This window comes from Acrocarpospora corrugata, from assembly GCF_009687845.1.
GTDB classification, from domain to species: domain Bacteria; phylum Actinomycetota; class Actinomycetes; order Streptosporangiales; family Streptosporangiaceae; genus Acrocarpospora; species Acrocarpospora corrugata.
This window is the reverse complement of record NZ_BLAD01000055.1, coordinates 69,715-92,419: the sequence shown is the minus strand read 5'-3', so window position 1 is coordinate 92,419 and position 22,705 is coordinate 69,715. Positions and strand designations below refer to the sequence as shown.

The 22,705-nt window shown below is 69.7% G+C and carries 20 protein-coding genes; 14 read left to right on the top strand and 6 right to left on the bottom strand.

Features of this window, described 5'->3' with window-relative positions:
• Window positions 1-37: 37 nt before the first annotated feature.
• The gene (locus Acor_RS20680) at window positions 38-1,438 is read left to right on the top strand and encodes a DHA2 family efflux MFS transporter permease subunit (RefSeq protein ID WP_155338343.1); all 1,401 of its coding nucleotides are present in this window, start codon (window positions 38-40) and stop codon (window positions 1,436-1,438) included.
• 45 nt (window positions 1,439-1,483) lie between these two features.
• On the opposite strand, the gene Acor_RS20675 is transcribed toward Acor_RS20680, so the two are convergent.
• On the bottom strand, window positions 1,484-3,574 hold the full coding sequence (locus tag Acor_RS20675) for a PhoX family protein (RefSeq protein ID WP_218034392.1): 2,091 nt from the start codon (window positions 3,572-3,574) through the stop codon (window positions 1,484-1,486).
• A 193-nt stretch (window positions 3,575-3,767) separates the two neighbouring features.
• On the opposite strand from Acor_RS20675, the gene Acor_RS20670 reads away from it, so the two are divergent.
• Window positions 3,768-4,208 carry a sterol carrier family protein gene (locus Acor_RS20670; RefSeq protein WP_155338341.1) on the top strand — a complete coding sequence of 147 codons (441 nt, stop codon included), beginning with the start codon at window positions 3,768-3,770 and terminating at the stop codon, window positions 4,206-4,208.
• A gap of 3 nt (window positions 4,209-4,211) precedes the next feature.
• Here the strand turns inward: Acor_RS20670 and Acor_RS20665 are convergent, their stop codons facing one another.
• The gene (locus Acor_RS20665) at window positions 4,212-5,270 is read right to left on the bottom strand and encodes a DUF4190 domain-containing protein (RefSeq protein WP_155338340.1); all 1,059 of its coding nucleotides are present in this window, start codon (window positions 5,268-5,270) and stop codon (window positions 4,212-4,214) included.
• 133 nt (window positions 5,271-5,403) lie between these two features.
• Here Acor_RS20665 and purF point away from each other — a divergent pair, with 133 nt between their 5' ends.
• On the top strand, window positions 5,404-6,840 hold the full coding sequence (gene purF, locus Acor_RS20660; protein WP_155338339.1) for an amidophosphoribosyltransferase: 1,437 nt from the start codon (window positions 5,404-5,406) through the stop codon (window positions 6,838-6,840).
• Entirely contained in the window at window positions 6,837-7,862 is a 1,026-nt protein-coding gene (gene purM / locus Acor_RS20655) for a phosphoribosylformylglycinamidine cyclo-ligase (protein ID WP_155338338.1), read from the top strand. The genes purF and purM overlap by 4 nt, the downstream gene beginning before the upstream one ends.
• Window positions 7,863-8,121: 259 nt before the next feature.
• On the opposite strand, the gene Acor_RS20650 is transcribed toward purM, so the two are convergent.
• Window positions 8,122-8,358: a DUF3073 domain-containing protein gene (locus Acor_RS20650; RefSeq protein ID WP_155338337.1), complete on the bottom strand. Its 237-nt coding sequence runs from the start codon at window positions 8,356-8,358 to the stop codon at window positions 8,122-8,124.
• Window positions 8,359-8,509: 151 nt separating this feature from the next.
• Window positions 8,510-9,604 (bottom strand): Leu/Phe/Val dehydrogenase, encoded by a 1,095-nt coding sequence (locus tag Acor_RS20645; protein ID WP_155338336.1) that lies wholly within the window; start codon window positions 9,602-9,604, stop codon window positions 8,510-8,512.
• 129 nt (window positions 9,605-9,733) lie between these two features.
• Between Acor_RS20645 and Acor_RS20640 the strand changes: the two genes are divergently transcribed.
• Window positions 9,734-10,588 carry a DUF8083 family protein gene (locus Acor_RS20640; RefSeq protein WP_155338335.1) on the top strand — a complete coding sequence of 285 codons (855 nt, stop codon included), beginning with the start codon at window positions 9,734-9,736 and terminating at the stop codon, window positions 10,586-10,588.
• Window positions 10,589-10,909: 321 nt separating this feature from the next.
• Window positions 10,910-11,113, top strand: coding sequence for a developmental transcriptional regulator BldC (bldC, locus tag Acor_RS20635; RefSeq protein WP_013133571.1), 204 nt, complete (start codon window positions 10,910-10,912; stop codon window positions 11,111-11,113).
• A gap of 141 nt (window positions 11,114-11,254) precedes the next feature.
• Here the strand turns inward: bldC and Acor_RS20630 are convergent, their stop codons facing one another.
• Complete coding sequence (locus tag Acor_RS20630) at window positions 11,255-11,938, bottom strand: TetR/AcrR family transcriptional regulator (protein WP_246238838.1); 684 nt, start codon at window positions 11,936-11,938, stop codon at window positions 11,255-11,257.
• 130 nt (window positions 11,939-12,068) lie between these two features.
• Between Acor_RS20630 and Acor_RS20625 the strand changes: the two genes are divergently transcribed.
• The 4 genes from Acor_RS20625 to Acor_RS20610 all read left to right on the top strand — a co-directional run bounded on the left by Acor_RS20625 (window position 12,069) and on the right by Acor_RS20610 (window position 16,071).
• The gene (locus Acor_RS20625) at window positions 12,069-13,172 is read left to right on the top strand and encodes a LacI family DNA-binding transcriptional regulator (protein ID WP_155338334.1); all 1,104 of its coding nucleotides are present in this window, start codon (window positions 12,069-12,071) and stop codon (window positions 13,170-13,172) included.
• 76 nt (window positions 13,173-13,248) lie between these two features.
• Window positions 13,249-13,497, top strand: a complete 249-nt coding sequence (locus Acor_RS20620; RefSeq protein ID WP_155338333.1) for a hypothetical protein — start codon at window positions 13,249-13,251, stop codon at window positions 13,495-13,497.
• A gap of 78 nt (window positions 13,498-13,575) precedes the next feature.
• Window positions 13,576-14,403, top strand: coding sequence for an N-acetylmuramoyl-L-alanine amidase (locus Acor_RS20615; RefSeq protein WP_155338332.1), 828 nt, complete (start codon window positions 13,576-13,578; stop codon window positions 14,401-14,403).
• Window positions 14,404-14,436: 33 nt separating this feature from the next.
• On the top strand, window positions 14,437-16,071 hold the full coding sequence (locus Acor_RS20610) for a beta-N-acetylhexosaminidase (RefSeq protein ID WP_155338331.1): 1,635 nt from the start codon (window positions 14,437-14,439) through the stop codon (window positions 16,069-16,071).
• On the opposite strand, the gene Acor_RS20605 is transcribed toward Acor_RS20610, so the two are convergent.
• Complete coding sequence (locus tag Acor_RS20605; RefSeq protein ID WP_246238837.1) at window positions 16,064-18,109, bottom strand: glycogen debranching N-terminal domain-containing protein; 2,046 nt, start codon at window positions 18,107-18,109, stop codon at window positions 16,064-16,066. The genes Acor_RS20610 and Acor_RS20605 overlap by 8 nt on opposite strands.
• Window positions 18,110-18,402: 293 nt before the next feature.
• Between Acor_RS20605 and Acor_RS20600 the strand changes: the two genes are divergently transcribed.
• The 4 genes from Acor_RS20600 to Acor_RS20585 all read left to right on the top strand — a co-directional run bounded on the left by Acor_RS20600 (window position 18,403) and on the right by Acor_RS20585 (window position 22,692).
• Window positions 18,403-19,419, top strand: a complete 1,017-nt coding sequence (locus Acor_RS20600) for a LacI family DNA-binding transcriptional regulator (RefSeq protein WP_155338330.1) — start codon at window positions 18,403-18,405, stop codon at window positions 19,417-19,419.
• Window positions 19,420-19,464: 45 nt separating this feature from the next.
• Complete coding sequence (locus Acor_RS20595; protein ID WP_155338329.1) at window positions 19,465-20,724, top strand: extracellular solute-binding protein; 1,260 nt, start codon at window positions 19,465-19,467, stop codon at window positions 20,722-20,724.
• A 68-nt stretch (window positions 20,725-20,792) separates the two neighbouring features.
• A complete protein-coding gene (locus tag Acor_RS20590) occupies window positions 20,793-21,839 on the top strand; it encodes a carbohydrate ABC transporter permease (protein WP_218034391.1) in 1,047 nt (348 codons plus the stop codon).
• A gap of 1 nt (window position 21,840) precedes the next feature.
• A complete protein-coding gene (locus Acor_RS20585) occupies window positions 21,841-22,692 on the top strand; it encodes a carbohydrate ABC transporter permease (RefSeq protein WP_155338328.1) in 852 nt (283 codons plus the stop codon).
• Window positions 22,693-22,705 lie beyond the last annotated feature (13 nt).

Below are 22,705 nucleotides of genomic sequence, written 5' to 3'. Positions count from 1 at the left end.
TGTACGCCGTATATGTACGCCGTATAAGGAGGGGACGATGAACGGACGCTGGTGGGCGCTGACCGCGGTGGCGCTCGCGACTTTCATGACCTATCTCGACAACAACGTGGTCAACGTGGCCTTGCCGACCATCCAGCGAGAGCTCGGGTTGAGCATTTCGGGGCTGGAGTGGATCGTCAGCGCCTACATCCTGGTGTTCGCCGGACTGCTCCTCGTCGGCGGCCGGCTGGCCGACGTGTTCGGCCTGCGCACGGTCTTCTTCACCGGACTCGGAATCTTCACGGTGGCGTCGGTGGCGGCCGGCCTCGCGGGCGGCCAGGAGATCCTGATCGGCGCCCGCGCGCTGCAGGGCGTCGGCGCGGCTTTGCTCACCCCGGTTTCGCTGGCGTTGCTGCCCCGGCTCTTCCCCGACCCGCGCGAACGCGCCACGGCGGTCGGCATCTGGAGCGCGGTCGGCGCGCTCGCCCTCGCCATCGGCCCGCTCACCGGCGGCCTGATCAGCGAGAACATCGACTGGGGCTGGATCTTCCTGATCAACGTCCCGATCGGCCTGGTCACCGCGGTCCTGGCGGCCGTCCACATCCGGCCGGAACGCACCCCGCGCACCACCGGCACCCGCCTCGACCTGCCGGGCCTGGCCACCTCCACGCTGGCCCTGTTCGCGCTCACCTTCGGCCTCATCGAGGGCGAGTCCGAAGGCTGGGCCTCCGCGCCGATCCTGGGCGCGTTCGCGCTGGCGGTGCTGTCGTTCGCGGCCTTCCTGACCATCGAGTCGCGCTCCCGGCAGCCGATGATCGACCTGTCGCTGTTCCGGGAGCGGGTGTTCAGCGGTGGCCTGCTGTCGATGGGCCTGTGGGCGTTCGGCGTGTTCGGGATCTACTTCTTCACCGCGATCTACCTGCAGAGCGCGCTCGGCTTCACCCCCACCCAGGCGGGCGCCGGGTTCGTCCCGATGGCGCTGCTGATGGCGGTGCTGGCCACCATGTCACCGCGGATCGCCGAGCGGTTCGGCACGGCCCGGGTGGTCGCGCTCGGCCTGGCCCTGATGGCGGTCGCCATCGGCGCGATCTCCAACGTCGGCGCCGGTTCCGACTACCTCGACCTGCTGCCCTGGTTCCTGCTGTACGGCGCGGGCGCCGGCCTGCTCGTCCCGCTCACCAACGTGATCCTCAACGCGATGCCCAGTGACAGGGCCGGGGTCGCCTCCGGCGTGCTGAACGTCTCCCGTGAGGTGTTCGGCCTGCTCGGCATCACCATCCTGGGCGCGATCCTGAACGCCCGGCAGACCGCGCCGACCATGCCCGCCTTCCTGGACGCCTACCGGTTCACCCTGCTCGTCGCGGCGGCGATCGTGCTGGTGGGCGTACCGGTCAGCCTGTACGCGCTGCGCAGGACCCGCACGGAAACCCCCGAACGCGTCCTCGAACCGGTCGGCTGAGCACAGCACGATGCCCCCGGGGAATCCCGGGGGCATCGTGATATTTCAGGAACCGATCTTTTTGCCCTGCTTGTGCCAGGCGACCGCGACCGAGGGCCGCGGCTGGGCCCCGTCCGGCCAGGTGCTGGCCGGGTTGTCGGGGGTGGCCCCGGTGATCTCACCCGGGTGCTGCACCGCCACGAAGACGCTGCGCTGGTCGTCGGTGACCATCGGGCCACAGGTCTCCGCGCCGAACGGCACGGTCAGGAACTGCCGGACGTAACCCCGCTCGCGGCCGCTCACCGGCATCACGAACAGGCCGTCCGCGTTGCCCAGCGCGTTGCCGTCGGTGGAGATCCACAGGTTGCCGTCGCGGTCGAAGGCCAGGTTGTCGGGGCAGGAGATCGGCGAGACCTTGGTCTTGTCGAAGCCCGCGAAGTAGGTGCTCGGGTCGGTCGGGTCGCCGCAGACCAGCGGGAGCGACCAGGCGAAGCGGTTGGCGCCCGCGTCGTTCCTGGACTCGACGATCTCCAGGATGTGGCCGTGCCGGTTGGACGGCCGGGGGTTGGCCTCGTCCAGCTGGGCGGCGGTGCGGTTGGTGTTGTTGGTCAGCGCCAGGTAGACGGCGCCGTTGACCGGGTTGCGCTCCATGTCCTCGGGACGGTCCATCTTGGTGGCGCCCACCTTGTCGGCGGCCGTCCGGGTGAAGACGAGCACCTCCTCGGCGGTCATCCCGGTGACGAACGAGCGCTTGCCGCTGACCAGCGGGATCCACTCGCCGGCGCCGTCGAACTCGCCGTCGCCCGGCAGCTTGCCGGTGCCGTCGATCTCGGCGGCGGGGCTGTCACCGGTCAGCTTGGCCACGTACAGCGTGCCCTCGTCGAGCAGGTCGCGGTTGTGGCGGTCGAAGCCGGGGATGTAGCGGTCCTTGGAGACGAACTTGAAGAAGTACTCGAAGCGCGAGTCGTCGCCCATGTAGGCGACCAGGCGGCCGTCCTTGGCGAGGGTGGTGGTGGCGGCCTCGTGGGCCATCCGGCCGAGCGCGGTGCGCTTGATCGGGGTGGAGTCCGGGTCGAACGGGTCGATCTCCACGATCCACCCGAAACGGTTGATCTCGTGGGGGTGCTTGGCCAGGTCGAAACGCTCCTCGACCCGGTCGAAGCGGCGGTTGCCGGACGGGATGGCGACCGTGGTGCTGATGCCGTACCGGACCAGGTTGGCCTTCTGGTCCTCCGGGACGCCGTTGCCGCCGACGAAGTACTGGTTGAAGTTCTCCTCGGCGGTCAGCACCGTGCCCCACGGGGTGGTGCCGCCGGCGCAGTTGTTGAGCATGCCCTTGGGGAAGCGGCCGGTCGGGTCGGCGGCGGTCTTCAGCAGCGCGCTGCCGGCCGCGGGGCCGCTGAACCGCATGGGGGTCTGGGCGGTGAGGCGGCGGTTGTAGCGGCGGGAGCCGTGGGTGACCAGCGCCCACTTGCCGGACTTGCCGGCTCGCGCGATCTCCACCACCGAACCGCCGTGCGCGGCCAGGGCGATCTTGATCTGCTCCAGCGGGGCGGCGTTGCCGTCCACGTAGCCGCGGAACATCAGCACTTCGTCGGTGTACTCGTGGTTGACCCAGAGCAGCCCGCGGTCCTTGCCCATCGGGAACAGCGTCACGTAGTCGCAGTTGTAGCCGAACTGCTTGGCCTGGGCGGCTGCGGTCTGGTTGTCGAAGTCGAAGGCGGGCGCGCCCGGCACGACCGGGTCGCCCCAGCGGACCACGACCGAGTGGTCGTAACCCGGCGGCACGGTGATCGCGTCCAGTTTGTTCGGCGCCACGGGGGTGAACTTCAGGCCGCTGCTGCTCGACCCGCCGTGCCCACCGCCGGAGCTCCCCTTCAGGATTGTTTCCTTGTCAGGATCGGCGGCGGCCGGGAGAGCGGCGCCAACGCCGACCACACCGGTCGAAACGACCAGCGCGCCGAGCGCACCGGCCCGGAGCGCGCCCCGGCGGGAAATGGCATCGGCGACGACGTCCCCGAAATAGGTGTTCTCACTCGGGTTGGACACTTCGTGGGCACAAGCCATGCCACAGCGGAAGGCACAAGTGAGTGAGCTACGGCCACCCGAGTGCGGGGACAGCAGCGGCAATGTTCTCTGCGGTGACGTGTTCGCCACAGCTCCTCCAAGGGTTGCGCGGGAAGGAGCACACGCACGGCGCGACAAGGTGCTCCCCGCCGGGACGGTACGGCTGCCAGCCAAACCCCAGGTGAACAAAGTTTCCCCGAAAAGTGAACGCTGGTCCCACAACCCCCGTCAGCATCACCCGTACCAGGTCGGCCGGTTGGCGGAGCTGCGGGAGAATGCGGGCATGGCCGCCCGCAGACTCGACCAGGACAGAATCCGCGCCGCCCTGAACGCCCAGCTCGCCGAGGCGGGCGAGCCGCCGTTCCCCGGCCCCGCCAAGGACGCGGGCCCCGCGTGCGTGGCGGCGGTCCTGAAGGTGTACGACGCGGGCGGGAAACCGCTCAGGGAGGCCGCGCGGGCGGCGGTGCGCTATCTGCTGGACGAACTGGTGGCGGTCGCGCCGGGGCGGACGGTGGAGGTCCGGGTGCCGCCGTACGCGGCGGTGCAGTGCGTGGAGGGGCCGCGGCATACCCGTGGCACGCCGCCCAACGTGGTGCAGATCGACCCGCGGACCTGGCTGGAGCTCGCCACCGGGCGGACCGCGTGGGGGGACGCGGTCGCGGACGGGCGCGCCACGGCCAGTGGCTCGCGGGCCGACCTATCCGCCTATCTGCCCCTGGCCTGAAGATCAGTCGTCGAAGGTGTCGGTGTTCAGTTTGCGTTCGAGGCAGCGCTGCGCGGACTCCTGGGTCGGGTGGAGCGCGGTGTCGAAGCATTCGTCGATGCCCTTGTTGTGCACCCACCCCCACAGCACGGCGGCCAGGATCGCGCCCAGCACCAGGGTGGCGATGCTGAGCACCAGGCCGATGACCGCGCGCGGCTTATTGGAGCGTTTGGCGATGGCGACGATGCCGACGATCACGCCGGCGATCGCGGTGAGCATGCCCAGGCCGCACAGGAACAGCAGCACGATGCTGGCGATGCCGAGCACCAGCGCCGCCGTGCCGAGCCCGCCACCCTGCTGCGGTGCGGCGGGGTACGGCCCCCCGGGCGGCGGCGGTGGGTACGGGCTGCCCCCGCCGGGCGGCGGATAGGCGGGCGGATCCGAGTAGCCACCGGGCGGCGGATACGCGGACGGCCCCCCGGAAGGTGGCCCGTACGCGCTGGGCGGCCCTCCGTAGGGACCCTCACTTGACGGCCCTCCGTAGGGACCCTCACTAGGCGGCCCTCCGTAGGGACCCTCACTTGGAGTTCCAACTTCCCCGCCATTTTCGGCGGGCGGCTTCGGCGGCCCGGGATCACGCGGCGCCCGGTTCCCGAAATCATCCGGCCTGGCGCCCCCGCCCGGGCGTGGCGGCTCGGCCGCGGCCCGCAGCTCGTTCGGCGCGAACGCCTTGGTGTCCGCCCGATCCCAGCCAGAATCGTGCGGGGCGAAGGTCGGCTGCCCCTGCGGAATCGGGAACGCCCACTCGTCCGGCTCCGAATGCCCCGGCTGCCCTGATTGCCCTGATTGCCCTGATTGCCCTGGTTGCGGAGTCGCCCACTGCGCGCCCTGGAGCTCGTGCGGATGCGGATACTGCCAGGGATGGGCGTCCGCGGACGGCCAGGGGCGGTCGGTGTCCGGCTCCTCCCAGGAATTGGGCGGCCTCGTGTCCGGATAGGCGTCGCGTGGCTCGGTCCACTCGCCGCGCGTGCTGCGGTCCTCAGGTGTCGTCACGGTCTTCTCCCCCGGACTGAATTTGGGCATGCCGGAGCTCCCAGGCTCTCCCGCCGCAGGCGGCCCGAACCGGGGCGACACGGCAAAGCCCCGTCGATCCTTTGACCGGGGAATGTGTACCCGCGTGTCCGAGCAGCGGCCGGTCCGAAATAGACTCAAGCATGTGCTGAAGGGCGACGGCCATCTGAGCCATGACCTTGACCCGCTGGACCAGGGCCCGAAGGACGCGTGTGGCGTCTTCGGCGTCTGGGCGCCAGGGGAAGACGTATCCAAACTCACCTACTACGGGCTTTACGCGTTGCAGCACCGCGGTCAGGAATCCGCGGGCATCGCAGTCAGTGAAGGAACCCGGATCCTCGTCTACAAGGACATGGGTCTGGTCGCGCAGGTGTTCGACGAATCGGTGCTGGGAACCCTCCGCGGCCACCTGGCCATCGGGCACTGCCGCTACTCGACGACCGGGTCGAGTGTCTGGGAGAACGCGCAGCCCACCCTCAACTCCACCGAGGTCGGCGGTCTCGCGCTGGCCCACAACGGCAACCTGATCAACACCGGCGAGCTGGCCGTCCGGCTCGCGCCCGGCGCGATCCGGGCCACCACCGACACCGAAGTGCTCACCGCGCTGCTGGCCCAGGACGGCTCCGGCTCCATCGAGGACGTCGCGGCCGAACTGCTGCCGCAGGTCAGAGGCGCGTACTCGCTGGTGTTCATGAACGAGACCACGCTCTACGCGGCGCGCGACCCGCAGGGGGTCCGGCCGATGGTGCTCGGGCGGCTGGAGCGCGGCTGGGTGGTCGCCTCCGAGACGGCCGCGCTGGACATCGTGGGCGCGGTGTTCACCCGGGAGATCGAACCCGGCGAGCTGATCACCATCGACGAGCGCGGCGTGCGCTCCCGCAAGTTCGCCCTGGCCGAACCGAAGGGCTGCCTGTTCGAGTACGTCTATCTGGCCCGCCCCGACACCACGATCGCCGGGCGTGGCGTGCAGGCCACCCGGGTGGAGGTGGGCCGCCAGCTGGCCCGCGAGCACCCGGTCGACGCCGACCTGGTCATCCCCACCCCGGAGTCCGGCACCCCCGCCGCGATCGGCTACGCCGAGCAGAGCGGGATTCCGTACGGGCAGGGCCTGGTGAAGAACTCCTACGTCGGCCGGACCTTCATCCAGCCGTCGCAGACCATCCGGCAGCTGGGCATCCGGCTCAAGCTGAACCCGCTGCGCGAGATCGTGCAGGGCAAACGCCTGGTGGTGGTGGACGACTCGATCGTGCGCGGCAACACCCAGCGGGCGATCGTGAAGATGCTCCGCGAGGCGGGCGCCACCGAGGTGCACGTGCGGATCTCCTCGCCGCCGGTCTCGTGGCCGTGTTTCTACGGCATCGACTTCGCCACCCGGGCCGAACTGATCGCCGGTTCGCTCTCGGTGGAGGAGATCTGCCAGTCGCTGGGGGCCGACTCGCTCGGCTACATCTCGCTGGAGGGCCTCACCCAGGCCACCACGATCCCGGCGGACCGGCTGTGCCGGGCGTGTTTCGACGGAAACTACCCGATCCCGATCGATCAGGACCAGGTCGGCAAATACCTCCTTGAGGTCAAGGTATGAGCTCCTACGCTGACGCCGGGGTCGACATCGAGGCCGGTGATCGGGCGGTCGAGCTGATGAAGGCCAAGGTCGCCAGCTCCCGGCGGCCCGAGGTGGTGGACGACGCCAGCGGCTTCGCCGGCCTGTTCGACGCCTCGGCGCTGCTGCGATTCCGCCGGCCGCTGCTGGCCACCTCGACCGACGGGGTCGGCACCAAGGTGATGCTGGCCCAGCGGCTGGACAAACACGACACGATCGGGATCGACCTGGTCGGCATGGTCGTGGACGATCTGGTGGTGTGCGGCGCCGAGCCGCTGTTCATGACCGACTACATCGCCTGCGGCAAGGTCGTGCCGGAACGCATCGCCGAGATCGTGGGCGGCGTGGCGGAGGGCTGCCGGCTGGCCGGCTGCGCCCTGGTGGGCGGCGAGACCGCCGAACATCCTGGCGCGATGGCCGCCGACGAGTACGACCTGGCCGGGGCCGGCACGGGCGTGGTCGAGGCTGACGCCATGCTGGGGCCCGACCGGGTGCGTCCGAGGGACGTGGTGCTGGCGCTGGCCTCGTCCGGGGTGCACTCGAACGGCTACTCCCTCGTCCGCCACATCCTGAAAAATGCGGACCTGGGGTTGGAGCAGCACCTGCCGGAACTCTCCCGGACCCTCGGCGAGGAACTCCTGGAGCCCACCCGGATCTATTCACTGGACTGCCTGGCCCTGCTCAGGGAGACGGCCGTGCGGGCCTTCGCCCACATCACCGGCGGCGGCCTGACCGCGAACCTGGCCCGCTCGCTGCCCGGCACGGTGGACGCCCTGCTGGACCGGCGATCCTGGACCCAGCCCGCGATCTTCACCGCCCTGGCAGAACGCGGCAAGGTCTCGCAGGCCGACATGGACCGCACATTCAACCTGGGCGTCGGCATGGCCGCGATCGTCCCCGCCGACGAAGCCGACAAGGCGATCACGCTACTGACCACCAGAGGCGTGCCCACCTGGATCCTCGGCGAAATCACCCCAGGCACCGGCAAGGCCACATTCCGCTAGCACCAGGGCAATCTTCGCGCCATAAGTCGTATCCCGGCTTGGCCGCGCCTGTGTCTGGACTGAGGAACGCAGGGTCGCGGAGCGGCCCGGAGTGACGAGGGAAGACACAGGCTCCCCAGCGGCCAAGCCCGCCGTGCCGGAGGCGCGGCATGTTTAAACAGCGCTCCGGGCTGCCGGAGCGCTTCGACCCTGCGAGGGCGGCGAAAACACCCGGCACAGCAAGCCGTGCCGGGTGTTCTTTCGCTAAATCAGGAACCGCTCAACGACGGCTCCCCGGTGGTGGGTCGTCCCCATCGTCCTCGTCATCGACGACGGCGTAATCGGCATACCGATCAGCCAACTCGTCATAAGGGTCGTGCTCATCATTGCGGTCGGAATCGACGTTGTCCTCGACCCCGAGCTCCGCACGCAGGCGCTCAAGATCCGTGCCGCCGCTGTTGTACTTCAGCTGGCGGGCGACCTTGACCTGCTTGGCCTTGGCTCGGCCGCGCCCCATTGGCTCGACCCCCTCATGCGGGGTCGTGCCCGACCCCTCGTCGCTAACGCACCACGCACTGACGCCACCTGACTTAGGGCGTCAGCCTCTCGTTCGCCTACAACCGTACCTGTTTTGCGCCCCGCTCGGTACGCCGTCTGGGCGGCGGCGGTCAGCGCCCCAGCCAAATGGCTCGAAGCCGCCCGACTTCCGACATTCTGCGCTCTGCCAGCCTATCTGCTGCGACCGCTGGTGGAACGCCCTCCTCGTCGGCGATGACGAAGATTTTCTGGGTGGTGCCAAAAATCTGAGCTGCCCTCGCTTTGGCCCGCTCCATGTTGAAGCCGGCGATCTCATCCGCGACCTGGATGACCCCGCCCGAATTCACCACGTAGTCGGGCGCGTACAGAATGCCACGGTCGGCCAGCTGCTTCTCGACGCCCGGGTGGGCCAGCTGGTTGTTGGCCCCGCCGCAGACGATCGTGGCGCGCAGGCCCGCCACCGTGCCGTCGGTGAGCGCGCCGCCCAGAGCGCAGGGGGCGTACACGTCGAGGTCGGCGGCGGCCAGGGTGGCGGCGTCGGCGACCGACTCGACTTCGGGGTGGCGCCCGCGGACCCGTTCGACGGCCCGCTCGTCCACGTCGCAGACGACCACCTCGGCGCCGTCCGCCAGCAGGTGCTCGACCAGGCGGTGGCCGACCTTGCCGACGCCCTCCACGCCGACGCGCTTGCCGCGCAGGCTGGGCGTGCCGTACCGGTGGTCGGCCGCGGCCCGCATGCCCTGGAAGACGCCGTAGGCGGTCAGGATGGACGAATCGCCCGCGCCGCCGTTGGCCAGGGTCCTGCCGGTCACGAACGCGCACTCGCGGGCCACCAGGTCCATGTCCTCGCTGTAGGTGCCCACGTCGCAGGCGGTGTAGTAGCGGCCGCCGAGAGACTGGACGAACCGGCCGTAGGCCCGCAGCAGGGCTTCCGACTTGTCCGTGGCGGGGTCGCCGATGATCACGGCTTTGGCGCCGCCGTGGTCCAGGCCGGCCAGGGCGTTCTTGTACGCCATGGCCCGGGAGAGATTGAGCACATCGGCCAGCGCCGCCTGCTCGTCCGGATACGGGTAGAAACGGGTTCCGCCCAGGCCCGGCCCGAGAGCCGTGCTGTAGATGGCGACGATCGCGTACAGGCCGCTGCGCTCGTCCGCGCAGAACACGACCTGCTCGTGCCGGGATTGTCGGCTCGGTTCCTGGTGGGAGAGCCCGAAGACGTCGGTCACTGTGGTGACTCCTGATCGCCTCTGTCCGCCGCCCCATTGCGGCGAATCTCCTCCCCAGGGTAACGACGATCATGGATTACCAGCAGCCTGACCCTGCGCCGAAGCGTTTCGCATGGCACGATTCGGGGTGTGCTGCCCTACGCCGCGTATCTCCGCGTCTACGAGCCGCTGACCGCCTTTCCTGAGCAGGATCGCGTGGCCTGGGCCAGGTATGCCCAGAATCCGGAACGCCCGCGGCGCGCGGGGGCGCTGGAGGTCGAGCACGAGGAGTCGGTCCGGCGCATCCTGCGGGTTCCGCCGTTCCCGGCGCCGAGCGCGGAGAGTCACAACGCCTACCTGCGCCGGGTGGACGACGTGCTCTATGTCTGCCCGTGGCAGAGCCGGCTGCGCTCCTGGCTGGCCTTCGCCACCTTCCGCGGCAGCATGCCGGTGAAACTGGCCGACCGGTTCGTGCCGACCCCGGTCGCGGAGCGTACGGCCGACGAGTTCGACGCCTTCAAGCGCGGCGAGCCGTCGCTGCGGATGCACATCAGGACCAGCACCTGGCATGTGCCGACCCCGTGGTTCGTGCCGTTCGACTCGGCCGAGCGCTGGCTGGTGCTGCGCGGCGAGGAGTCCGAGGGCATCACCATGGCCCCGGCCAGGAACATGCTCTACGTGACGTCGATGGCGCAGGCCCGCAAGCGGGTGGCCCGCGCGCTGGTGGTGATCCGGCGGCATGTCGGCGACGTGGACACGCTGACCGACGTCGAGGACGTGGGCCGCTGGCTGGAGGAGTTCCACCCGCACTCGCTGGTGGAGCTGGACTACGGCGGCCTGGTGCACCTGATGGACGACGAGACGCTGCAGGCCGACCAGTCGGTGGCCGAATTGGCGGCGGCCCTCACGGGTTTGGACAACGGTCAGGAAGAACTTGCCTTCGCGATGTATCAGCGGGTGATCCTCCGCTGGCGGTCGATCCAGAGCCTGGAATCGGCCAACTGAGCCCCAACCAGTGGGGCTGACCTGCGGCTTTGGGTCACGTGATGCACTTGTTGGCAACTGCGAACTGAGTAGTTTGCCGTTTTCACTGCGATACCACGAAACGTGTCGCTAGAATCACCGAGCGTGACATCAACACGTGGTCGAGACGTTGCGCCCAGAGGGCTCGCCAATCGCGCTACGTGGCTGTATGGTCACATCGGGTGATGCCGCAAATGGTCCAAGAAACCGCACGTTATGGATCATTGGGGGACATCCGTGACAAGCGCCAAGATAAGTCGCAGGATCGCTGTCGCCGGTCCACACGGAGGAGAGGCCGCACAAATGTCAGCTCGTACACCCGAGGCCGAGCCACTGCTCACCCCGGCGGAGGTCGCAACCATGTTCCGCGTCGACCCCAAGACCGTTACTCGGTGGGCGAAGGCGGGCAAGTTGACGTCCATCCGCACCCTCGGCGGACACCGGCGTTACCGGGAGACCGAGGTCCGGGCGCTGCTCGCGGGCATTCCGCAGCAGCGCTCGGAGTAGTAGCGGGGGGAACGCAGCACCTAGGGGGACGAACGGCGCGCTCGCGTCAGCGATGTGAGCGCGTCCACATCACATCCAGGTACCGGATGTGATTCCGGCGCCGCCCGCCCGGCGCCGACCACCTTCTAGGGCCCAGCCGAGCTACGGTTCGCGCCCCTGGGTCAGCCGTTCGACCTCCGGGTCGTAGCCCGCGGCGACTCCCAGCAGGGCCACCATCTGCTCGACCAGTAAACGTTCCAGCGTGGGCCGATCCAGGTCGCGGTGCTCCAGCCAGTCGAGTCCCGCCGTCTCCACGGAGGCGATCCACGTACGGAGCGTGATGCGCAGCACCGGACTGGGCGCGGAGATCCGCATCTGGTTCATGATCAGCATGAACAGGCGCTGCCGGACCCCGTCGACGATCTCACCGATCTCCCCGGCGCGGTCCGCCGGGCCGCCACGGAGGAGCGCCGCGAACCCCGCGGCGTGCTCCTCGACGAAATCGAAATAGCGCCGCAGGCCGACGGCCAGTTCGTCGATGGGCCGCCCCCCGTCCTGGGGGCGGAGCCGGGCTTCCAGCTCGTCGGCCGCGCTGCGCAACGCCGCGACGTAGAGCTCCTGCTTGCCGCCGAAGTAGTGGTAGACGAGCGCCCGGGAGGCTCCGGCCGAGGCCGCCACGTCGTCGATCGAGACGTCTTCCGCGTCGTGTCTGCTGAACAGCTCTAACGCGGCGGCGATGAGTTCCTCGCGGCGCCGGTTGACGCTGAGCCGTCTTCTGGCCGGTCGTTGGTCTGAATTGTCCCGGTCCTTGGCGTCATCTTTCGCCGGCCGGGGAGTTGCACCCACGTTGTCGAGACTATCGGAGTAGCTACCTGACAGCGCGCCCCGAAGCGATCAAGATGGATTTACCCGTACCTTATCCGGGATTCGATCGTTCTGTCTGACAGGTGCACGTCCGCGCATCGTGGGGAGAACCATGTCAGGACCGTCAATGCAGACCACTGCCCGGCACGACATCGCGGTACCCGTACCGGATTCCGGACTCGCCGACGGGTTCAGCCCGCGGCCACGACCGACGATCCGCAACGTCGCCGAGCGCGCGGGCGTATCGAAGTCACTGGTCTCCCTGGTTCTGCGCGGGTCACCACATGTCAGTGAGCATCGCCGGGAGGCGGTCCTCCAAGCGGCCAGAGAGCTGGGATACCGCCCGAACGCGGTGGCCCGCAGTCTGGTCGAAGGCCGTACCCATCTGGTCGGGGCGCTCGTCGCCGACCTGCACAATCCGTTCTACGCCGAGTTCCTCGACGGGCTCCAGGAGAGCCTGCACGGCGAGGGCCTGCGCCTGCTGATCGGCAGTGGCCGCTGGGACCCGGCGTTCGAGGACGAGGCCGTCGAGGCCTTCCTGGAGCTGCGCGTGGACGGGCTGGTGCTGCTGGGGGTCGCCCCCTCCAGCGACACGCTCGCCGAGGCCGCCGCGTACACCCCGACGGTGGTGGTGGGCGAGCGGGACGTGGAGCTGGACAGCGTCGACATCGTGGTGGACGACGACCAGCTCGGCGCCAGACTGGCCGTCGACCACCTGGTCGAGCTGGGCCACCGCCGGATCGCGCACATCGAGGGCGCGCCGTCGTCGGCCGCCCGGTGCCGGTGCGAGGGGTATCTGGTGGCGATGCGCAGGCACGCGCTCGCGCCGTACATCATGGTCGAGCACGGCGACTTCACCGAGGAGGGCGGGCGCCGCGCGGCGCTGGCGCTGCTGGCCAGGGAGCCCCGGCCGACCGCGATCTTCGCCGCCAACGACGTGGTCGCGCTCGGCGTGCTCACCGCCGCCAGCGAGCTGGGCCTGCGGGTGCCGGAGGACCTGTCGGTGGTCGGTTACGACAACACCCACCTGGCCGCGGTCCACCACATCTCGCTGACCAGCGTGGACCAGCCGCGCCGCGCGATGGGCCGATCGGCCGCCGCACTGCTCAGCGACCGCATCTGCGAGCCGGGCAAGAGCTCCCGGCTCCGCCAGGTCACTCCCCAGCTGGTGGTACGGCACAGCACCGGACCCGCGCCAAGCGACTCCCAAAGCTAGGTCAATCGCGGCGGCGTCATGTCCCGGCAGGTGTTGACTGCGGGCATGACGCCGACGCATCGACCTGGGGGAATGAATGCGTGATCCGGAGTTGGTCTCCTGCGCCCAGCGCGCCGCGGCCGAGCTCGAACGGGCCTGGGGTCACTGGCGGGCCACCCGTGGCCGCCCCGCCGACGTGAGCATCGAGTCGGTCGCCAGTTACGTGGCGCACTCGATCGACCACCCGTGGGGCCGCCCGCGCGTCGTGCTCGGCCTGGACGCCGAGGACGCGCGGGAGCTGGCCGCGCTGCTGCACCGGCAGGAATCCGTGGAGAGTGCCTGGTAGATTCGCATAACGGTCTGGTCACGTCCCGGCTGCGCGTAGGTTGGGACGTCGACAGACCTCTGCGAAGGGAACAGCGCGATGAGTCGTCCGGCGATTCTCGCCGCCGTGCTCGCCCTGGCCGGGCTGAGCACCGTGGCGTGCGGCGGCACCACGGGGGCCGGCACCGGTTCCTCCGAAGCCGCCAAGCCGCTCGAAGCAAAGCAGGACGGCACCGCCCAGGCGGTGAGCGAGGCCGTCGCGCCCGCCAAGCCGCTGGCCGGCAAGGTCATCGTGATCGACCCCGGGCACAACGGCGGGAACTACAAGCACCCCGAGATCATCAACAAGCAGGTCAACGTGCTGACCAAGTGGAAGACCTGCGACACCACCGGGACCGCCACCAACGACGGCTACAGCGAGGCCGCGTTCACCTGGGACGTCTCGCGGCGGCTGGCCAAGCTGCTCAGGGCCGCAGGCGCGACGGTGAAGCTGACCAGGGTCAACAACACCAGCGCCGGGCCCTGCATCACCAAGCGGGCCGCGATCGGGAACGCCGCCAAGGCGGACGCGGCGATCTCCATCCACGCGGACGGCGCGGCGGCGGGGAGCCACGGGTTCCACGTGATCATGCCGAAGAAGATCAACGGGCCGGTGGATCCGGTGGTGGCGGACTCCAAGAAGCTGGGCCTGGCGATCAGGAACGCGGTGCACGCGGGCACGGGGATGCCGTATTCCAACTACATCGGGTCGAAGGCGCTGGACTACCGGAACGACCTGGGCGGGCTGAACCTGTCCTCGGTGCCGAAGGTGTTCCTGGAGTCAGGAAACATGCGGAACGCCGGGGACGCGGCGAAGCTGAAGAGCGCCGCGTGGCGGCAGAAGCTGGCCGAGTCGCTGGTTCAGGGGTTCCAGACCTATCTGAAATGATCGTTTATCGGTCTTCTGGGGCATATTTGGGGCATGGATAATCTGCTGCCCCGCCCGCGTTTCGCCGAAGCCGCGCCCGGGGTGTTCACCTTCATCCCCGGGTCAGCGGTGGCCGGTCCGGGGGATCTCGTCGATTCGGTACGGCTAGCGCTGGCCGTCCTCGATCTCGGCCGGACGGACGGCCCGGCGGCGGTGACCGTGGAGCTGGACCGGGAGCTGGGCGCGGAGGCGTACTCGATCACGATCACCGAGGCGGCCGTGACGATCGCGGCCGGGGACGCGGCTGGAGCGTTCTACGCCGGGCAGACGCTGAGGCAGCTTCTGCCAGTGGCGGTGTTCCGGGCGGTGTTGTGGCCGGGAATCGCCTGGACGGTCCCCTGTGGCCGTCTCACGGACGCTCCGGCGCTGTCGTGGCGCGGTGCCCACCTCGACATGTCCCGACATTTCCTGCCGAAGCGGGAAGTGTTCCGGATGATCGACCTGATGGGTGTGCACAAGCTCAACCGGCTGCACCTCCACCTGGTCGACGACCAGGGCTGGCGGGTGGAGAGCCGGGCGTTCCCGCTCCTGCACGAAATTTCGTCGTATCGGGCCAGCACCACCACGACGAGCTTCGCCGGCGAAGACCCCCAGGACGACGGCATCCCCCACGGCGGCTACTACACGCTGACTGACCTAACCGAAATTTCGGCATACGCGCGGGCGCGGGCGGTGACCGTCGTCCCCGAGATCGACGTCCCCGGCCACGCCTCCGCCATCCTCGCCGCCTACCCGGCCCTCGGCGCGAACCCCACCAACTCCCACCAGGTCCTGAACCGCTGGGGCATCTCCCCCGCCATCCTCTCCCCCCTCCCGCCCACCATCGACTTCCTCACCACGATCTTCGACGAGCTCCTCGACGCCCTCGGCCCGACCCCGTACTTCCACCTCGGCGGCGACGAATGCGTCCTCGACGCCTGGGCGGTATCCGCCGAAATTTCGGCATACCGGGAGTCGCTCGGCCTCGCCACCCCCGGCGACCAGCACGCCTGGTTCCTGCGCCGGCTCGCCGACGCCCTGGCCGACCGGGGTTCCCGCGCCGTCGTCTGGGACGAGGCTTTCGTCAGCGGCATGCTCCGCCCCGACACGATCGTCATGCCCTGGCGCGGCCTGAACGTCGCCCACCGCGCCGCCGCAGCCGGCCACGACGTCGTGATGACCCCCGTCTTCCCCCTCTACTTCGACTACGCCGAAGCCGCCACCACCACCGAACCGCTCGCCATCGGGGACGCGATCACCGTGGCCGACGTGGCCGCCTTCGCCCCGGTCCCCGCCGGGTGGACCCCCGACGAGCAGGCCAGGGTGGCGGGAGCCCAGTTCCAGTTGTGGAGCGAGCGCATCCCCGACGCCCGTACCCTCGACTACCGCGCCTGGCCGCGGGGCTGCGCGGCGGCCGAGATCAGCTGGACCGGCCGTCCCGCCGTGGACTTCGCCCCCCGGCTGGCGGCGCACCTGGCCCGCCTGGACGTGCTCGGCGTCGAGTACCGCCCGCTCGAAGGACCGCACCCGTGGCAGCGCGGCGGCGGCCGGCGGGCGCACCGGCCCGGCGTCGTCCCGGTCGCCGAGGTGATGCGCCACCTCGACGAGCTGACCGCCTCCGCCGAGTCGACCCGCCCCAGCATCAACTGAGCGAGATCCCCGCGGGCAGCCCGGTCGCCGTGGCCTTGCCGTCCTGGTCCACATGCACGTCGACCTTGGCGGTCCCCACCCGCAGGCCACGTACCGACACGGCCCCGAGCGGCGCGCCCGGCAGGGGGCGCAGCACCGCGCGCCCGGCGGGCACGTCGGGGTAGAGCCCGACCGCCGCGTGCGCGATCGTCACGGCCGCGGCGGCCGACCAGGCCTGCGGACGGCAGGCCGCCGGGTACGGCACCGGCCGGACCACGCTGTCCCTGCTGTCCCCCGCGTAGAGCTCGGGCAGCCGGTAGCCGAACGACTCCGCGGCGGCCAGCAGCCCTTCGGCCAGCAGCGCGGCCTGGTCGCCGTAGCCCTCGCGGGCCAGCCCGGCGATCACGATGGCCGTGTCGTGCGGCCAGATCGACCCGCAGTGGTAGGACAGTGTGCTGAAGCCGCCGTCCTCGGCCGACATCGTGCGCAGCCCGAAGCCCGCCGCCATCGCGGGCGACGCGAGCAGCGCCGCGACCTGCGCGCTCTCCTGCTCCGATAGCAGGCCGGTGCCGAGCAGGTGGCCGATGTTGCTGGTCAGCGCGTCGACCGGCCGTTTGTCTCCGTCCAGGGCCAGGGCGGGGTAGCGGCCGTGCGGGCCGTCCACCCAGAACTTGGCGCGGAACCGGTCGGCCAGCGCGTCGGCGTACGCGCGCCACTCTTCGGCGCCGGGCAGATCGCACGCCTCAAGCAGCGACGCCCCCTGCCGGGCTGCCTGATACGCGTACCCCTGCACCTCCACCAGCGCGATCGGCGGCGCGGCCGTGCCGCCGTGCCGGAACCTGACCGAGTCGCCGGAGTCCTTCCAGCCCTGGTTGGCCAGGCCCTGGCCGCCGGCGTCGATGTACTCCAGGAAGCCGTCGCCGTCCGGGTCGGCGTGGTCGCGCAGCCAGCCGAGCGCGGCTTGCAGGTTCGGCAGCAGCGCCCTGACCTGGTCCTCGGCCAGGCCCCAGCGCCAGGCGTCGTGCAGCAGGCTGATCCAGAGCAGGGTGGCGTCGATGGTGCCGTAGTAGGCGGCCGGCAGCCGCTTGTTGCCCACGGGCTCGACGAACTCGTCCCTGCGCAGTTCGTGCAGGATCTTGCCGGGGGCCTCGCCGGTGGCCGGGTCGAGCTTGACGCCCTGCCGCCTGGCCAGGGTGCGCAGGGTGCCCGCGGCCAGGTCGGTGCCGAGCGGGAGCATCATCGACGCGGCCCACAGGCTGTCCCGGCCGAACAGGGTCAGGAACCAGGGCACGCCGGCGCCCAGGAAGGTGTCCTCCGGGGTGCTCGCCTCGGTCAGCCGGAGTGAGTTCAGGTCGTCCAGGGCCTGGTCGAGCATCCGGGTCAGCCGCCGGTCCGCGGCGGTCACCCCCGGTACGCTCCACTCCAGCGCGCCCCGGGGAGCGGCCACGACCGCCTCCGGGTCCTCCACCAGGACGTCCCAGAACAGGATCACCCGGCTGCGCGGCGCGACCGAGATCTGCCATTCCAGCCGGGTGTCGTCCGCCACCGCGGCGCCCGCCCCGGTGGCCACCACCCGGATCCGGCCGGACTGCCAGGACAGCTGCCCCTGGCCGGTCCTGACCGCGTCGCGGGCTTGGGGTACGCCGCCGGACTTGACCACGTCGATGGAGGCGAAGTCGCAGCTCAGGTCGATGCTGATGGTGGCGGTCACGGTCATCGAGGCGGTGGAGGTGATCTCCACGCTCTCGCTCATGCCGGTCGGGCCGATCTCACGGATCCGGTCGATCCGTACGGTCGGGTCGGGCGTGCGATCGCCGAGCCGGCGGGCCAGCGAGGTGAACCGGCTCCGGCCAGGACCGGCAGGCGCGTAGCCGATCGCCTCCGGCTCATGGCCGTCGACCAGCAGGATGGCCTGGGACAGCGCACGGCTGTCGGCGTGGAAGAGCCCCTGGACCCCCGCCGGACGGATCTGCCCGTCAGCCCCGCTGAGTGCGCTGGTGGGCGCCATGACCGTGCTGATCAGGTCATGCAGCAACGGTTGCAGCCGATGGTCAAGCACACGTAGTCCTTTCTTATGGCCGAGCCTTCGGCTCGGCGGGCTTGGCCGCTGGGGAGCCTGCGTCTTCCCTCGTCTCTCCGGCCGCTTCGCGACCTGCGTTCCTCAGTCCAGACGCAGGCGCGGCCAAGCCGGGACATACGAGTTATGGCGCGGGGGTTGCCGAGGGCTCGTTGCGGAGTTGGGTCTTGACAGATGGTCGCCGGGGGTGCAGATTGCGAAACAATTCCTTAACTTGAACGATCAAATCATGCCTTACTTCTATTTGAACGTTCAACCCCCCGAAAGGTGTGTTCATGGCCGATAAGGTGACGATCGCCGACGTTGCCCGGATCGCGGGTGTGTCGCGGCAGACCGTTTCCAACGCCTTGAACTCCCCCGAGGTCGTCCGGCCGGAGACCCGGCAGCGCGTGCTGGAAGTCGTGGAGGAGCTCGGGTACCGGGTCAACCTCGCGGCCCGGCAGATGCGTACCGGCCGGTCGGGGTTGATCGCGATCCGGATCGACCCGGCCGGCGACGGCATCAACGGGTCGGTGTTCGACCGGTTCCTGCACGGACTGACCGAATCGGCCGCCGAAGCAGGCTACCGGCTGCTGCTGTACACCGCCGGTGACGACGACAAGGAGATTGCCGCCTTCGAGGACCTGCTCGGCGCGCACGAACCGGACGCGTTCGTGCTGACCAGCACCCACCACAAGGACCCGCGCACGTCCTGGCTGCTCGACCGGAAGCTGCCGTTCGTCACGTTCGGCCGCCCATGGAGCGAACTGCCGGAAGTGCCGCATCCGTGGGTGGACGTGGACGGCTCGGCCGGCACCGAGGCGGCCACCGAGCACCTGCTCGCCACCGGGCACCGCCGGATCGCCTTCCTCGGCTGGCCGTCCGGCTCCGGCGTCGGCGACGACCGCAGGGAAGGGTGGCGGCGGGCCCTCGCGGGGGCCGGGCTCGACCCCACCGGGCTGAGCCGCGCCACCAGCGACGCCATCGCCGACGGCGAGGCGGCGGCCCGCGACCTGATCTCCGGCGACCCCGACATCACCGCCCTGGTCTGCGCCAGCGACTCGCTCGCGCTCGGCGCCCTGCAGGTGGCCCGCTCGCCCAACCCCGCCTGGCACGCCGAGGCCTACCGGCGGATCGCCGTGGTCGGCTTCGACGACACCCCGGTGGCCAAGGCGATCGGGCTGACCAGCGTGCACCAGCCCCTGACCGAAGCCGCGGCCCGCTGCATGCAGCTGCTCAGCCGCGCCCTGGAACGAACTCCGCCCGGCACCATCCTGCTCCCCCCCTCGCTGGTGGTCCGGCAATCCGCCTGACCTCCGGCGATCTGTACAACCCCCGGAAAGACAAGGAATATCGCGATGAAGCGCAGCACTCTCCGGAACGCGGCCGTCCTGTCCGCCGCCTCCGCCACCCTGCTCACCGCGGCCGCCTGCGGCAGTGGCTTCGAGGAGCCGGGCGCCGCCCCCGCCTCGCAGGCCCCGGCCTCCGCGGGCCCCGCCGACCTGCAGATCCTGATCGGCTCCTCCGGCGAGGCCGAGACCGGCGCGGTCAACGCCGCCGCCTCGGCGTGGGCGACCAAGACCGGCGACAAGGCCACCGTGACGCCCGCCCAGGACCTCGGCCAGCAGCTCGGCCAGGCCTTCGCGGGTGACAGCCCGCCGGACGTGTTCTACGTGGACGCGTCCAGGTTCGCCGACTACGCCAGCGTGGGGGCGCTGGAGCCGTACGGCGACAAGATCTCCAACCCGACCGACTTCTACCAGAGCCTGCGCGACACCTTCACCTATGACGGTAAGTACTACTGCGCGCCCAAGGACTTCTCCACCCTGGCGCTGGTGATCAACTCCGACCTGTGGGCCAAGGGCGGGCTGACCGACGCCGACGTGCCGACCACCTGGGAGCAGCTCACCGCGGTCAGCGAGAAGCTGAAGGCCAAGGACATCACCGCGCTGGCGCTCGGCGACACCCGGGACCGGGTCGGCGCGTTCATGGTCGGCGCGGGCGGCTGGATCGTCAGCGCGGACGGCAAGACCGCGACCGCCGACTCGCCGGAGAACCTGACGGCGCTCAGCTACGTCCAGGGCCTGATGAAGGACAAGTACGCCCAGACCCCCAAGCAGCTGGACGCCGGCTGGGCCGGTGAGGCCTTCGGCAAGGGCAAGGCCGCGATGACGGTCGAGGGCAACTGGATCAAGGGCGCGATGACCAACGACTTCCCCGACGTGAAGTACACGGTCCACGAGATGCCGGCCGGGCCCAAGGGCAAGGGCACCCTGTCCTTCACCAACTGCTGGGGCATCTCCGCCAAGAGCAAGTTCAAGGAGCAGGCCGTCAGCTTCGTCGAGGCGATGACCACGGTCGAGCAGCAGATGGCCTTCGCCCAGGCGTTCGGCGTCATGCCGTCCCGCCAGTCGGCCAAGGACGCCTACACCGCGGCCTTCCCGGACGACGCCCCCTTCGTGAACGGCGCCGACTACGCGCACGGCCCGGTCAACGCGCCCAAGATGGACAGCGTGCTGGCCGACTTCGACACCGGCATCCAGCAGCTGGCCTCGATCGACCCGAAGACGCTGCTGGCGCGGGTGCAGAAGAACACCACGGCAGCCCTCGGCAACTGATCCCGCGCCGGTACGGCACTCGCCTCGGCAGGCGGGTGCCGTACCGGACGGTTGGAAAGGAGGCCGTCGTGGCTGTCGCCGCGTCGCGCCGAGGGATATCCAGCAGAGCCCGGGAGAACCTCGCGGGCTGGCTGTTCGTGGCGCCGGTCGTCGTCATCCTGAGCGTGTTCATGCTGCTGCCGATCCTGATGGCCCTGTGGGTCAGCATGACCGACTGGAACGGCCAGGGCAGCCCGTTCAAGGCGAGTGTGCCCTTCGTCGGAGCCGAGAACTACACCCGGCTGTTCACCGAGGACGGGCTCACCCGGCAGGACTTCATGACGAGCCTGCGGAACAACGTCTACTACGTGATCATCGTGGTGCCCTGCCAGACCTTGCTGGCGCTGGGCCTGGCCATGATCGTCAACAACCGGCTGCTGCGCGGCAAGTCGTTCTTCCGGGCGGCGTTCTTCTTCCCCTCGGTCACCAGCTCGGTGGCGATCAGCGTGGTCTTCCTGTTCGTGTTCGCCAACTCGGGCGCGGTCAACAGCCTGCTGAGTGTCTTCGGGATCGACGGGCCGCAGTGGTTCTCCGACTCCAGGGGAACGCTGCACCTGCTGCTGAGCGGGCTCGGCCTGGTGGACGTCGACGCTCCCCCGGCCGCGCTGCTGGCGACCGGGCCGTTCGGGCTGTCCTGGTGGGACTGGCTGTCCGGGCCGAGCGTGGCCATGACGACCATCATCATGCTGGTCGTCTGGACCACCTCGGGCACGTTCATGCTGATGTTCCTGGCCGCGTTGCAGGACATCCCGGTCACCCTCGAAGAGGCCGCCAAACTGGACGGCGCCGGCAACCGGGGCGTGTTCCGGTACGTGACGCTGCCGATGCTGAAGCCGACGCTGTTCCTGGTGCTCACGCTGGGGCTGATCTCCACCTGGCAGGTGTTCGACCAGATCTACGTGATGAGCCAGGGCAATCCCGCCAAGACCACGCTCACTCCGGCGTTCCTGTCGTACCAGACGGCCTTCCGGAGCTTCGAGTACGGCTCCGGGACGGCGATCTCGTTCGTGCTGTTCGCCATCATCGTGGTGCTGACGCTGATCCAGCGGTGGGTCATGCGGGATCGGAAGGTGTGAGGTGGCTCGCGACAACACCGGCGGGCGCACACTGGCCTCGCGCTTCCTGGGCTACAGCGTCCTGATCTTCTTCGCGCTGGTCTTCCTGTATCCGTTCGTGATCCAGATCGGGAACTCGTTCAAGACCGAGCCGGACGCGGCGGCCAACCCGCTCTCCCCGATCCCGGACCCGATCTCCACCGGCGGGTACGAGCGGGTGTTCATCGACACCGATCTGCCGCTGTGGCTGGGCAACTCGCTCGTGATCACGATCGTGGTGACGCTGGGGCGGCTGCTGCTGGACTCGATGGCGGGCTACGCTCTCGCCCGCCTCCGGTTCCGCGGGCGGGCCGGCCTGTTCTCGGCGATCCTCGCCATCATGGCCGTCCCCGGCGTAGTCCTCTTTATCCCGAAATTTCTGGTTTTGAATCAGGTCGGGATCTACAACAGCTACACCGCGCTGATCCTGCCGGTGATCGTGGACGCGGCGGGCGTCTTCATCATGAAGCAGTTCTTCGAGTCCATCCCGGTCAGCGTCGAGGAGGCCGCCAGGATCGACGGAGCCGGAGTGTTCCGGACGTTCTGGTCGGTGGTGCTGCCGATGGCGCGGCCGGCGCTCATCACGCTGACGATCATCTCGTTCCAGGGCACCTGGAACGAGTTTCCGCACAGCCTGGTGGCCGTCCAGAATCCCGCCCTGTTCACGCTGCCCCGAGGGCTCGCGGACCTGGTGTCGGGATCGCTGGGCGTCGGAACGCAGTATCCGCTCAAACTGGGCGCGGCCCTGCTGGCCACCATCCCGGTGGCCGTGATCTTCGTTATCTTCCAGCGCTACTTCGTGCGGGGAGCGAACGAGGGCTCCGACAAGGGTTAGCGGCCAGGCCGCC